General features: G+C 69.1%; 11 protein-coding genes. 6 read left to right on the top strand and 5 right to left on the bottom strand.

Going from position 1 to position 13,044, the window contains the following annotated elements:
- Nucleotides 1-7: 7 nt before the first annotated feature.
- From ACFYO2_RS38890 to ACFYO2_RS38880, 3 genes are read right to left on the bottom strand one after another with little or no spacing between them, the layout of a single operon-like run.
- Nucleotides 8-4,693 carry a putative T7SS-secreted protein gene (locus ACFYO2_RS38890; RefSeq protein ID WP_388359211.1) on the bottom strand — a complete coding sequence of 1,562 codons (4,686 nt, stop codon included), beginning with the start codon at nucleotides 4,691-4,693 and terminating at the stop codon, nucleotides 8-10.
- Nucleotides 4,693-5,295, bottom strand: coding sequence for a hypothetical protein (locus ACFYO2_RS38885; RefSeq protein WP_388359210.1), 603 nt, complete (start codon nucleotides 5,293-5,295; stop codon nucleotides 4,693-4,695). Before ACFYO2_RS38885 ends, ACFYO2_RS38890 begins: the two co-directional genes overlap by 1 nt.
- Nucleotides 5,292-5,684 carry an SseB family protein gene (locus tag ACFYO2_RS38880; protein ID WP_388359208.1) on the bottom strand — a complete coding sequence of 131 codons (393 nt, stop codon included), beginning with the start codon at nucleotides 5,682-5,684 and terminating at the stop codon, nucleotides 5,292-5,294. The genes ACFYO2_RS38885 and ACFYO2_RS38880 overlap by 4 nt, the downstream gene beginning before the upstream one ends.
- Before the next feature lie 151 nt (nucleotides 5,685-5,835).
- On the opposite strand from ACFYO2_RS38880, the gene ACFYO2_RS38875 reads away from it, so the two are divergent.
- The 3 genes from ACFYO2_RS38875 (at nucleotide 5,836) to ACFYO2_RS38865 (ending at nucleotide 8,635) form a co-directional block, all read left to right on the top strand.
- Entirely contained in the window at nucleotides 5,836-6,603 is a 768-nt protein-coding gene (locus ACFYO2_RS38875) for a trypsin-like serine peptidase (RefSeq protein WP_388359206.1), read from the top strand.
- 82 nt (nucleotides 6,604-6,685) lie between these two features.
- Nucleotides 6,686-7,693 (top strand): NlpC/P60 family protein, encoded by a 1,008-nt coding sequence (locus ACFYO2_RS38870; RefSeq protein ID WP_388359204.1) that lies wholly within the window; start codon nucleotides 6,686-6,688, stop codon nucleotides 7,691-7,693.
- A 234-nt stretch (nucleotides 7,694-7,927) separates the two neighbouring features.
- Complete coding sequence (locus ACFYO2_RS38865; RefSeq protein ID WP_388359201.1) at nucleotides 7,928-8,635, top strand: phosphatase PAP2 family protein; 708 nt, start codon at nucleotides 7,928-7,930, stop codon at nucleotides 8,633-8,635.
- A 23-nt stretch (nucleotides 8,636-8,658) separates the two neighbouring features.
- Here the strand turns inward: ACFYO2_RS38865 and ACFYO2_RS38860 are convergent, their stop codons facing one another.
- Nucleotides 8,659-10,209, bottom strand: a complete 1,551-nt coding sequence (locus ACFYO2_RS38860; protein WP_388359199.1) for an FAD-binding oxidoreductase — start codon at nucleotides 10,207-10,209, stop codon at nucleotides 8,659-8,661.
- Between the two features lie 461 nt (nucleotides 10,210-10,670).
- Here ACFYO2_RS38860 and ACFYO2_RS38855 point away from each other — a divergent pair, with 461 nt between their 5' ends.
- Both ACFYO2_RS38855 and ACFYO2_RS38850 read left to right on the top strand, forming a co-directional pair.
- A complete protein-coding gene (locus ACFYO2_RS38855) occupies nucleotides 10,671-11,513 on the top strand; it encodes a hypothetical protein (RefSeq protein ID WP_388359196.1) in 843 nt (280 codons plus the stop codon).
- Between the two features lie 119 nt (nucleotides 11,514-11,632).
- Complete coding sequence (locus ACFYO2_RS38850) at nucleotides 11,633-11,812, top strand: hypothetical protein (protein WP_388359193.1); 180 nt, start codon at nucleotides 11,633-11,635, stop codon at nucleotides 11,810-11,812.
- 38 nt (nucleotides 11,813-11,850) lie between these two features.
- On the opposite strand, the gene ACFYO2_RS38845 is transcribed toward ACFYO2_RS38850, so the two are convergent.
- On the bottom strand, nucleotides 11,851-12,210 hold the full coding sequence (locus ACFYO2_RS38845; protein ID WP_388359191.1) for a metal-sensitive transcriptional regulator: 360 nt from the start codon (nucleotides 12,208-12,210) through the stop codon (nucleotides 11,851-11,853).
- A gap of 210 nt (nucleotides 12,211-12,420) precedes the next feature.
- On the opposite strand from ACFYO2_RS38845, the gene ACFYO2_RS38840 reads away from it, so the two are divergent.
- On the top strand, nucleotides 12,421-13,041 hold the full coding sequence (locus tag ACFYO2_RS38840; RefSeq protein WP_030043659.1) for a DUF47 domain-containing protein: 621 nt from the start codon (nucleotides 12,421-12,423) through the stop codon (nucleotides 13,039-13,041).
- The last annotated feature ends 3 nt before the right edge of the window (nucleotides 13,042-13,044 follow it).

Genomic DNA, 13,044 nt, shown 5'->3' with positions numbered 1-13,044 from the left:
ATGTTATTCATTGGTTCATGAACCCCCTCGCTCGATCCTTCCAGTACTGAGTTTTCCAGGCGTTGAATGCATCTCGGTCGATTCCACTGGGAATATCGGTCCCTACCTTCCAGTGAAGCTGCCGGTAGTTGTCGAAGTGCATGGAATGTGTTACTTCGGCTATTGGGCCGTCTTGCGTCTGCAGCATGTGGTGCAAGTTGAGGGGCTTGCCGTCGGGGCCCATTGGTGCGAGCCCTTGCTGCATTCGCTTAAGGTTACTCCGCCCATATTTATCCACAGGTGAGACATGGTTCGGATTTATCAAGTCGTCCCGCTGGTAGATGCGCTGGCCATTGTAATCCGTTTGTGTCCACTTGCACGGTGTGAGCCCGAGTGGGTCGGTCCAAGCGTGAGGGTTATGGACGTAAGTAGCGGGGTTGTCCGCCGGTTCCAGGCCGAGAGGGTCGGGGGTGAGGTAGCGGGCGGTTTCGGGGTCGTAGTGGCGGAAGTAGTTGTAGTGGAGGCCGGTTTCGGGGTCGTGGTACTGGCCCGGGAAGCGCAGGGGGGTGTATGTGGTGCTGTTTGCCGTCCATGCCGTTGTGCCCCAGAGGGTGGTGCGGGTGCGCCAGGCTATGTCGCCGTGTTCGTCGATGAGCTCGGTGGGGGTGCCGACGAGGTCGGTGACAATGGCGTAGAAGCGGGAGTCGATCTCGTCTTGTGGGGCTTCGGCTGCGGTGATGCGTTCGGTCTGGGCTAGCGGGTGCAGGCCTTGGTGGTGCCAGGTCAGGGTGACTGGATTCGGCATGCCTGGGGACGTGGTGGTCTGTTCGCAGAGGGTGGTGCCGTCCCAGGTGAAGTCGACGCGTTCGACGACTGTTTCGCCGTTGGTGGCTAGGCGGAGCTTCGCCGTGCGGCGGCCCAGGGGGTCGTACGTGTACCGCCAGCGCGTGCCGTCCGGCGTTGTCACCGACGTCAGGCGGTCCTCCGCATCCCATTCGTAGCGCCAGGTGTCCGCTTTGCTGGACAGGCGGGTTTTCTGGCGGAGGGTGATGCGCCCGGCTTCGTCGTGCTCGTAGCGGACGTTGCCGGCGCGGGTGATGCGGGTGCCGGTGTACGTGCGGTCGCCTACCGCCTCCTGGCCTGGGTGGTTGGACGGCCAGCTTGCCGCGGTCTGGTTGCCTGCCTCGTCGTAGGTGTAGGTCTCCGTCCAGTTCGCCGCGTGCACTGCCGTCACTCGGCCCGCTGGGTCCAGGTCGAAGTGGCGGGTGCCGTTGAGGTGGTCGTCGAGGGCGGTGAGGTTGCCGTCGGCTCGGTAGGTGTAGGCGCGGTGCTGGAGGCGTTGGGTTGTGGGGCTGGTGAGTTCCTGCTTGGTCAGACGGCCCAGGGGGTCGTAGGCGTTGGTGAGGGTGAGGGTTTCGTTGATGTGGCGGGTCAGTTCGCGGCCTGCCGCGTCGTGGGTGAAGGTGAGGGTGCGGCCGCAGGTGGTCAGTTCGGTGGCGTTGCCCGCTGCGTCGTAGGCCCATGTGCTGGTCGCGCCGGTTGGCGTGGTGCGGGTGGTGCGGCGGCCGAGGGTGTCGTAGGTGTAGGTGAGGGTGCGGTCGTTGACCGTTTCGGACAGCAGGCGGCCTGCCTCGTCCCGGTGCAGGGTCACTGTCGCATCTAGGTTCGTCGCCTGGGACAGGGCGCCCGTCACGTCGTACGTGTATGTGGTGACCGCTCCCGCCGCGTCCTTCCTCGTCACGCGGCCCAGGACGTCCCGTTCGAAGCGGATGGTCTGTCCGGAGGGGGTGCGGCGGGTGGTCAGTTGGCCTGCCGCGTCGTGGTCGTAGGCCAGCGTGCGGTTGTCGAAGTCCGTCTCCGCGATCAGGCGGCCTGTCGGGTCGTAGTCGTAAGTCCAGGTCAGGCCCTGGGGGTTGGTGACCTGGGTGAGGCGTAGTTCGGTGTCGTGGGTGAAGGTGTGGCGGACTCCGTCCGGGCCGGTGCGGGCCGTCAGCAGGTCGAAGTGCGTGTATTCGTAGCGGGAGACGGCGCCCATGGGGTCGGTGTGGCTGGTGCAGTTGCCCTCGCCGTCGTACGTCCAGGATTCCGTGGTGCCGTCCGGGGCGGTGCGGCGGGACGGTTTGCCCTCGACCGTCCACTCCAGGTGTGTGACCGCGCCGAGGGGGTCCGTGATCGCTACCGGGCGGCCGAAAGCGTCCCGTTCGTAGCGCGTCACCGCGCCGAGGGGGTCCGTGACCTCCAGGGGGAGGCCCGCGGTGTTGCAGCGGATGGTGGTTGTCGCGCCTGTCGCGTCCGTTACCGCCGATATGTGGCCGAGGGCGTCGTACGTGAAGCGGGTTGTGGCCCCGGACGCGTCGGTTGCTGCCGTGCGGTTGCCGAACTCGTCGAACTGCTGGGTGACGTGGGTGCCGTCGACGCCGGATATGGAGACGGGCAGGCCCTGGTCGTTGTGGCCGACGCTGCTGTAGTGGCCGTCGGGGCGGACGACCATGATCGGACGACCCGCCTCATCGTAGGCGTAGCTCACCGTGCGGCCCAGTGGGTCGGTGATGGTGGTCGGGCGATTACAGCGGTCGTGGGTGGTGCGGGTCGTCGCGCCGTCCGGGGTCGTCTCCGCCACCACCTGCAGGTCGGCGTTGACCTCGTAACGAGTTGTGTGGCCCAGGGAGTTGGTTGCCGTGATGAGCCGGTGGCCGGTCGTCGGGTGGGGCTCGCCGTAGATGTAGGTGTAGCGCAGGTGGCCGGCCTCGCCACCCTGCGACGTGCAGCGGTGCTCGTCGTCGTAGACGTAGTGGTACGACGAGTTGTTCGTGTCCGTCCACGCGGTGATGCGGCCCAGGTCGTCGTTGGTGAACGTGGTGGGGAGGCCGGAGGAGTTCGTCACCGTCGCCAGGTGGCCCAGCTCGTCGTAGCCGAAGCGGACCAGCTCGATGTCGCGGTCGGTGTCGGCCAGGTGCAGGGCAGTGATGCGCTCGCGCTCGGTGGTGATCTTCACGTGGTAGCCGGCCGAGTGGACGATCCCGGTGGGGGACCCCTCGGTGTCGTACTCGAAGGTGAGCCACTGGCCGGAGCGGTCGATGATCTGGGAGAGCAGGGCGATGCCGTCGCCGTCGCCTCCCGGGCCCGCGAAGTCCCAGATTCGGCCGGATTCCGGGTCGGTGACGGTGTAGTCGCCCCTCGCGTCGACCGCCAGCAGGTAGCGGCTGCCTGCCAGGGGGAGGGTCGGGACTCCGGGCGAGGGGTGCGGGTACGCCGCCAGCGAGCCGTCCTCACAGACAAAGATGACGCCCTCGGCGTCGATCTCCAGGCGCTGGTCGGCCGTCGAGGTCCACCTTGGGCCGAACCAGCGGCCCGCCTCGTACGACGACTCGAACTGGCGGCTGAACACCAACGGCAGCCTGGCCGGGAGGGACACATCCGTCTGAGGCAGGGACATGCGGCCGGTGGCCATGTCGATCGGATCGCTGCCGAAGACCTTGCACCACAGTTTGCGTGCGACGTCCATCGGCGACCGGCGCGCTCCTTCTCGCGCCGCTCCCTTCGCCGCGTCCTTCGCGGCCCCGCGCAGCGAGTCCCGCAGGGCGGCCCGCCCCGCGCCTCCGGCGCCCTTGCCGCCGATCAGGTTCGAGGCCAGATAGCCTGCCGCATCCCCCGGGTCGCTGCTCCAGCCGGTGCCCAGGAGGGACTTGGGCATGCGTTCGGGGTGGGCGGCGGTGCCGACCAGGCCGGCCAGCAGCATGCTGGAGTTCTTCTGCCAGTCGCCGGGGTGGGTGAGGTTGTAGGGGTCCAGTGGGTTGACCGTGCGGGCCAGCTTCAGCATGTCCGCGCCGCCCCTGAGCAGGCCGCCTGCCACATGCACGCTGTTGAGCTGGGTGCCTACGAAGAGGTCCGAGGCGTTCGCGCCGAAGCGGTCGGTGAACTCCGGCTTCGGCGGGGCCGATTCCAGGGCCGTGGCCACGCGGCGCTGGGCGTCGTGGGCGGCATCGGTGCGCTGGCGGCGGGCCTCGGCCAGGATGTCCTCGGCCTCCTGGCGGCCCGCCGTCCCTGGGTCGGTGAAGCTGCCCGGTTCGGTCGGCTTCGGGCCCGGGTCCTGGCCCGCCAGCGCTGTCGCGTTGTACCGCTCGGCGGCCTGGTTGTACGCCGTCACCTTGGCGTTGTGCGCGTCCGCCGCCTTCCGGCTGGTCTCCTGCGCGCTGCGGTAGGTGTCGATCGCCGTCTGCGCCTGCTGCTGGGCCCAGCGCACCGTGTCCGCGTACGCCTCCAGCGCCTGCGCCGCCGACTCGCAGGCATCCGCCGCCGTCAGCCACTGCTTGGGCTGCACGTCGAACTTCGCCCGGAAGGCGTCCGCCGCCTTGCCCTGCCAGCTGCCGGCGTCCAGCGAGCGCATGCCCTGGCCGACGCTCTCGAACGCCCCGGCGAACTTCCGCAGGTGCCGTGCCCGTTCCTCCAGCGCGCCCGCGCTGCCGTGGATGAGTTCCCTGGGGTCCTCGCTCTCGCCCAGCTGCCGCTCGGCGACCGTGCCGCCCAGGCGGTTGTTCACGCCCTCGCCGAAGTCGCGGACCTCCTCGGCCATGCCGTCCGCGCCTACCGACGACAGGACGTCCGCCGTCTTGTCCGTGCCCCAGTTGACGGCCTCGCCGACGCCCTTGTTCAGGCCGTCCGCAGCGCTCTCCAAGCCATCCCCGAGCCCGTCGACCAGATCCCCGAAGCCCATCAGCCCTCACCCTCCCCCGACTCCGAGGCCTGCGGCGGGCCGCTCCACTGCCAGTCCGTGCGCGGATCGAACAGCGCGTCCGGCGTCACCGTCGACGTCTCCACGTCCTGCGCCGCCTGCGACCAGGCGGCCTCGACTTCCTCCTGGCCCGAGGTGAAGGACTCCGCGCTGTAGTCCGCGTCCATGGCCTGGGACACCGCGTTGTCCTTGAACGTGTCCGACCAGGAACGCTGCGAGGCCTCCTCCGGGGACAGGTACGGATTGCCCGCCCCCGCCGTCCACACCGTCTTCAGCGTGTCCGACACGTACTGCTCCTGCTCGTGGTACAGACCCGCCGACAGGTTCAGCCGGCCCGCGAACTCATTGGCGTCCTGCATCAGCGAACGCACACCCCAGCCCCATCGCTCACAGAAGTCGGCGAACGTCTGTTGCAGGCCCGCATCCCCCACCTCCAGGCCCGCCAGCTCCAGGTCGTCGAAGCCGCGCCCCAGGTTCGCCTCGATGTCGAAGCCGAACTCCTTCAGCTCGTCCATCGCCCGGTTGATGCCCCGGGTGATCTGCTCCAGCGCCGCCGGATCGACCTGGTAACCGTCGCCGCTCACGCGATCGGCCCTCCCGCGTCCACCGCCACCGCGTCCGGCACGATCCCCGTCACCGGCGGCAGCACCACGCCCGCCGCGCTGCCCGCGTCCAACGCGATCCCGACCGGCCCGCCCACCTGCGGGATCACCTGGTCCAGCAGCCGCGCCCCGTGTACCGGTATTCGCTCGGGCACCGCCTCACCGCGCGCCTCGGCGAAACGCGCCAGCGCCGCGTCATCTGTGAATGCGAACAGCCAGCGAATACCGCCCGCCTCCACCGACAGCAGTGAGTCGTCCACGACCGGCACCAGCACCTCACCGCGTCGGAACTCCCCCACCACTGCCCGCAGATCGCCCTGCCCGGCCGCCGCCAGACCCGTCAACCGCGCCCGCAACCCCTCGGCACTCACCCCGGCCACCCCCGTCGCAGACAACACCGACCATCGCACAAGTGAACGATCATGCTAGTGGTGTGAGTTCAAGGAAGGCCAAGCGGCTTGCCAGCCGTTCTCCTGTCCGCTTCCCGTGCCGTTCTTACGTTGCTGGTCGACAATCGGCCCGATGAAGCGCCGCACCACACGTCACCATGGCCTCCGTCGGCGCTGCCTGCTCGGCGTCGTGCTGCTCGCCGTCACCTCGGCCTCCGAGGCTGTCGCTGATGACGGCTCAGGGCCCCTCGGCGTGACCGAGGTCGCCGCGCCTACCGCGGAGACTGCACGGGTGGGAGTGCTGTTCGACGGGAAGCAGCACTTCTGCACCGCGTCCGTCGTGGACAGTCCGCGCCGGGATCTCGTCGTCACCGCCGCGCACTGTCTCGACGGGGGTGCGGGAGACCTCGAGTTCGTGCCCGGGTACCGGGACGGCCACGCGCCGTACGGGGTCTGGCGGGTCAAGCGGCGGTTTCTGCCCGACGGCTGGGCCAAGGGGCAGGACGAGGACAGTGACGTCGCCTTCGCGGTCGTCGCCGACCGGGGCGGCGGCAAGGGAGTCGAGGACGTCGTCGGCGGGGGGAATCGGTTCGTCGCCGGGACGGCCACCGGGGCGACCGCGGTGACCGTCACCGGGTATCCCGACTCCCGTGATGCCCCCGTCAGTTGCACCAACAGGCCCACCGCGCACAGCCGTACGCAGCAGCGCATCGCATGTCCCGGCTTCAGCGGTGGCACCAGCGGCAGTCCGTGGGTCAACGGGGACGGGGAGGTCGTCGGGGTGCTGGGCGGGCACGAGCAGGGCGGGGCCACCGCTGACATCTCGTACAGCGTTGTTCTCGGGGCCGAGGCCGCCTCGTTGTATCGGGCCGCGGAAAGGGGGACCGCCGGGACCGCCTGACTGCGAGAGCACCGGTTGCGCCGGGTCCCGGGTGGGAAGCTCCTAGACTGACCCGGGCGGACTACCGGCGGTCGAGGGGCGGTTGACGGTGCGTAAGGCATGGATCGTGGCGGGTGCCGCCGTCGCGGCGGGGCTCAGCTTCGTGATGCTGCTCGTCGTCGGGGTGTACGTCGTCGCCGGGAACCTCGTCAACGGGGCGACCGGAGCCACCAAAGCGCTGGCGAAGGGGGCTGTGCCCGCCGCCTACCAGAACCTCGTGCAGAAGTGGGGCAACCTGTGCCCCGCCATCAATCCGGCGCTGCTCGCCGCCCAGCTCTACCAGGAGAGCGGATTCAACCCGAACGCCAAGAGCCCCGCGGCGGCGCAGGGGATAGCGCAGTTCATCCCCGGGACCTGGGCCACGCACGGAGTCGACGGCGACGGGGACGGCGACCGGGACGTATGGGATCCGAACGACGCGATTCCGTCGGCCGCGCAGTACGACTGCACGCTCGCCTCGTACGTGAAGGACGTCCCCGGGAACCTGACCGAAAACATGCTGGCCTCCTACAACGCGGGGTCCTACGCGGTCATCAAGTACGGGGGCGTGCCGCCGTACAAGGAGACCCAGAACTACGTGAAGACGATCACGACCCTGGAGGAGAGCTTCGCCGCCCCCGTCAGTCGGGTCGATCCGTCGAAGCAGGCCGCCGGGGCCATCTACTACGCGCAGAAGAAGCTGGGTACGCCCTATCTGTGGGGCGGCGACGGTACCGCCGCCGACAACGGGCGGTTCGACTGTTCCGGGCTGACCAAGGCGGCGTACGAGAGCGTGGGGATCACGCTGCCGCGCGTCGCCAATGACCAGTACAACGCGGGGCCGCATCCGGCCAGGGCCGAGCTGCTGCCCGGGGATCTGGTGTTCTTCTCGGACGACCTGACGAACTCCCGGGCGATCCGGCATGTCGGGATTTATGTGGGTGGGGGGTACATGATCGACGCGCCGAGAACGGGTGCTGTGATCCGGTTCGACCGGATCGACACCCCGGACTACTTCGGGGCCACCCGGGTCACCGAAGATGGCGCGAAAGCGCTCCCCACGACGGTGTGAACCGAGCGTGAACCCACCCGCTGAACTGCGGGAACGGGTCTCTCTTCGATAACGTCTGCGTGATCATTCGGTGGAGTGTGGAACGTATCAACGAAAGCCGTGCGTTCCTGGTGACGTAGCCGAGCGGACGGGTGGACGTCACAGGTCGACGTAAGCGGATCTACACACCACGGGGGTGGGCAACAGCGGCGCGCGTAAGGGTGCGCCGAGAGGACGACGAAGGGGCCGTGCGCCATGGCTGGACTCGCAGAATCCGGGTCGAACCCTGACGTCGATCTGCTGTACGACATCAATGGCCTCGCCAAGGACGCGCCGGCCTGGTTCGACCGCGGCATGGAATACGTCGGCGAGTACGGGCTGCTGCTCGCCATGGTGCTGCTGGTGGTGTGGTGCTGGTGGTCCGTGCGGCGGCGGGGCGGTGAGGACGCGGCCTCGTCCGTGGCGGCTCTTGTCTGGGCGCCATTGGCCGCCGGTGTCGCGGTGCTCGTGAATGTGCCGATACGGGGGTTCGTGGAGCGGCCTCGGCCCTTCCTCACCCATGAAGGGCTGGACGTCCTCGTCTCCGGCAAGACCGACTACTCCTTCGTGAGCGACCACGCCACCATCACCATGGCCATGGCCGTCGGGCTCTTCGTCGCCAACCGGAAGTTCGGGCTCTTCGGGCTCGGGCTCGCGTTGCTCGAGGGGTTCTGCCGGATCTACATGGGTGTGCACTATCCGACGGACGTGGTGGGCGGGTTCGCGCTCGGCACCGCTGTCGCCCTGCTGCTGTCGCCCGTGGCCATGGCCTTGCTGACGCCCGTGGTCAAGGCCGTCGAGCGGTCGCCCCGGGCCGGGTCGCTGGTCCGGGCGCGGGGTCGGTCGTACGACGGCCAGGACGCGTTGATCTCGGGGGCTCGGCGTGAGGCCGCGGGGGCCGAGGAGCGGGATCTCGCCGCGTAGGGCGTTCCGGTGTTCCACCTGTCCTACAGCGCCTGGGGGTAGGTGAAGAAGCGGTTCGGGTCGTACTGCTTCCTCAGCTTGGCCAGGCGAGTCGCCGCGTCCCCGTAGTACGCCGTGCGCCAGTCCTTGAGGGTCGGGTCCGTGTAGTTCTGGTACGCCGCTCCCGACGCGTACGGCTTCATCGCGGTGTGGGCTCCGGTCAGCCAGGACTCGGCCGTCGAGCCGCTCGTGCCGGCGCGCCAGGAGGCGATGTACTGGGCCAGCATGCGGGAGCGGCGGTGGACGAAGGCCGTCGCTGTGGGGGAGACGCGGTTGACGGCTCCGCCGAGGGCTGTGAGCGCGATGCTGCCCGAGCCGCCGCGAATCGACATGAGCTGCTTGAGGAGGGTCTGGATCGCGGCTGGGGAAAGGGACTTGTCGAAGAAGTCCGACCGTGCCGCGTAGGTCTCCCTGCCCAGTGCGCCCTGGGGCGAGCGGCCCGGGGTCGTGCCGGGCAGGTGGCACTGCGCGTCCGTCGAGAAGGACGAGCAGCCCGCGTAGATCTCCATCGCCTCCTCGTAGCCCCGGCGGCGCAGGGAGACGCTGCTCGCGGGGGCGCCCACCTTGTCCGCGAGGCGGTCGACCGCGTTCTGGAGTTCGCCGTAGGTGCCGAGGGAGAAGGCGGCCACGGAGACGGTGGCCCTGCCGCCGGGGGCGCCGGCCAGGTGCAGGGACGACCAGATCTCGTCCGGCTGGGCCGGGCCCCATTCCTGCCATGCCTTGACGACCGCCGCGGCCCTCGGCCACGGCCAGGACAGATACGCCGTCACCGCCTGCGGCGCCGGATGTGTCTTGAAGTGCAGTTCCGTCACGACGCCGAAGTTGCCGTTGCCCGCGCCTCGCAGGGCCCAGAAGAGGTCCTTGTTCTCACCGGCGTTCGCCGTCAGTTGCTTGCCGTCCGCCGTGATCAGGGTGGCCTGGGCGAGGCTGTCGCAGGTCAGGCCGTAGGCGCGGGAGACGACTCCGTGGCCGCCGCCGAGCACCAGACCGGAGACGCCGACCGTGGGGCAGGAACCGGCGGGGATCGTCATGCCCTTCGCGGCGAGGGCGCGGTAGACGTCGATCAGCTTGGCGCCGGCGCCGACGACCGCGGTGCTGCCGCTTGCCCGGACCCGGTTGAGTTTCGAGACGTCGATGATGAGGCGGCCGTTGCCGGAGGACCAGCCCGCGTACGAGTGGCCGCCGTTGCGGATCGCCACGCGGATGGAGTGGGCGCGGGCGTAGGAGAGGGCCGTACGGATGTCGTCGGGGTGCGCGACGTACGCGACCGCGGCCGGCTTGAGCGCGTCGAAGCGGGTGTTGTAGAGCTGGCGGGCCGCTGCCCACTTGGCGTCGCCGGGGCGGACCAGGATGCCGTCGAGGTCGCGGGCCAGGGCGGGCCAGTCGGCGCCGGCGGTGGCGCCGGTGGTGCGGAAGGACGTACCGGTGCTCTTCTCCGTGGCGGCCGCTCCGGAGGATCCCCCGCCCTTGCACGCGCCCGTCGCTACCGCGGCGACCGCGGTAGCGCCGCCCCCGATGAACGTACGCCGTTCCATGTCGTGCCCTCCGTCGGCCTTTGTCGGCTCCCGTGGAACGAGACGGGTCCCCGGTGCCGGGGGTTCCCAGACGGACGTATTCGGTACGGCGGACGGCGAGGCCAGGAGGCGCGGTCACCCCGCTCGGCGGGGAGGAGCAGGCGTCACCCCGCCGTGTGCCCTGCCGCGTCCGCCCGTGCCAGGCTTCTCGCTCTGCGGGCCGGGCCGCGCCAGCCGCAGCTGCAGCGGGCCGTGCAGAAGCGGCCTTGTTCGACTGTTGTCGTGCGGTGAGTCGGTTGGTCGGGGGGTCGGGGGACCCTTTCCTGCTGCGCCACAGTGACAACGTTACCCAGGCCGGATGCCGTATTCACCACCTGCCTTCCCCCGCGGAGTCGGAACGTGCGTGACGACGCCATCTACTCGTCGTTAACCGGAACGACAGGGGGCCCGTGACGGACGTACCGGCTGGGGGTAGGCAGGCGATGGCGGAGCGGCAGCGCAGGCGGGCGGGTGGCGGAGTCGTCGCCGTGGGGCTCTTGGTCTGTTCGTGCTTCGGGGCGGCGGGGTGTTCCGGGAGCGGGGCCGTCCTCGGCGGGGACGCACGGGGCGGGGATCCGGTCGAGATCCTGCACCGGGCCGCCGACACCCTTGCGGATTCCGGGAGTTCGAAGGCCCGTACGTCCATGGAGATGGCCACCGGAGGCACCCGGGTGACGATCCGAGGGCACGGCGTGTACGACTACCGGCGGCAGATGGGGCAGCTGAAGGTGATGCTGCCGCAGGACCCGGCGGGGACCAGCGACCACCGGCCGATCACCGAACTCCTCGCTCCCGGCGCCCTGTTCATGAAGAACCGGGGAGCCGGGGTGCCCGCCGACAAGTGGGTGCGTGTGGACATCGCCACGCTCACCGACGGAAACCTCGTGACCGGCGGGGCCACCGATCCTTTCGCCGCCGCCGAGGTGCTGCGGGGGACGCGGACGGCCACGTATGTGGGGAAGACCGAGGTCGCGGGGACCGCCGTACGGCATTACCGGGGCACCGCGGACCTCGGGGAGGCGGCCCGTGACGCGTCCGCCGGGAACGAGGGGCCGCTCGCGGCGGCGGCGAAAGGGTTCGCCACGGCCCGCGTGCCGTTCGACGTCTACCTCGACGACGAGGGCCGCATCCGCAAGGTCCGGCACCGGTTCAGCTTCGTCAACGGACAGCAGAAGGGGACCGTGGCGGTCGCTTCCACCACCCTGCTCTACGACTTCGGAGTCGCCGCCGACGTACGGCTGCCGGCCACCGGTGACATCTACGCGGGTGAGATCGCTGAGGAGTAAGAGCCGGACAGTCGCCGGGCACGGACTCGTGACGGGCGCCAAGAACTAGCCCTTCCGTGCCATGCGCGGTCTGTAGCCGCTGCCTACTCTAGGAAGTCGGTGACGGCAGAGAAGAGGTGATGCGCGTGGCTCCGGTCGGCGGTACGGCAGTCCAGGACCACGTGGCCCTCGCCGAGATCGAGCTGTGCGGAGAGCTGATCATCGCGGCGTCTGCAGCCGACGAGGACCGGCTCAGCCTGGAGAGCATCGACGAGGTCCTGAGAGTGGCCGAAGAACGCGCGGACGCCTCCGGCTACTAGCCGGGGGCGCCCCTGTTCCCGGCCTCAGTGGCCTGGGTTCACGTCCGCAGCAGGCGGCCGATCGCCTTGGTCGCCTCCTCCACCTTCGCGTCGATCTCGGCGCCGCCCTTGACGGCCGCGTCGGCGACGCAGTGGCGCAGGTGTTCCTCCAGGAGCTGCAGGGCGAAGGACTGCAGGGCCTTGGTGGAGGCGGACACCTGCGTGAGTATGTCGATGCAGTAGACATCCTCGTCGACCATGCGCTGCAGGCCCCGGATCTGGCCCTCGATGCGGCGCAGGCGCTTGAGGTGTTCGTCCTTCTGCTTGTGGTACCCGTGCACACCGCGGTCGTGGTCCGTCACGACTTCCGGCTCCGCGGCGGCGGAGGGCGCTTGCGCGCCGGCCTCGGTGGTCGTCATCGCGTCCTCCACATCATGGTCACATCCTGGGCAGAACAGATACCCCGGCAGGGTATATGATACCGAACTTTGCGGGTATGTGGCCTGCGGGCGGCCCCCGTGCCGAACACTCTGCCCCATGGGCGACACTGGGGGACGGCCCGTTAGCCGTGGCCGGATGATGCGCCTAGCATCAGCCTGACCGAAACCGATGCACCCCGAGGACCCCTTGTGCGCTTTCGTCTGACCCCCAGGGAGACGAGCTTCTACGACATGTTCGCCGCATCCGCGGACAACATCGTCACGGGCTCGAAGCTCCTCATGGAACTGCTCGGAGCGGACACCGCCGGCCGGGCCGAGATCGCAGAGCGTATGCGGGCCGCGGAACACGCAGGTGACGATGCCACGCACGCGATCTTCCATCAGCTGAACTCCTCGTTCATCACGCCGTTCGACCGCGAGGACATCTACAACCTCGCATCCTCCCTCGACGACATCATGGACTTCATGGAGGAGGCCGTCGACCTGGTCGTCCTCTACAACGTGGAGGAACTGCCGAAGGGCGTCGAGCAGCAGATCGAGGTACTGGCCCGGGCCGCCGAGCTCACCGCCGAGGCGATGCCCAACCTGCGCACGATGGACAACCTCACCGAGTACTGGATCGAGGTCAACCGGCTGGAGAACCAGGCCGACCAGATCCACCGCAAGCTGCTCGCCATGCTCTTCAACGGCAAGTACGAAGCCATCGAGGTGCTGAAGCTCAAGCAGATCGTGGATGTGCTGGAGGAAGCGGCGGACGCGTTCGAGCACGTGGCGAACACGGTGGAGACCATCGCCGTCAAGGAGTCCTGACCT

The organism is Streptomyces sp. NPDC006602 (assembly GCF_042870385.1).
Taxonomy (GTDB): Bacteria; Actinomycetota; Actinomycetes; order Streptomycetales; family Streptomycetaceae; genus Streptomyces.
The sequence above is the reverse complement of the archived record's forward strand: the minus strand, read 5'-3'. Positions and strand labels throughout refer to the sequence as shown.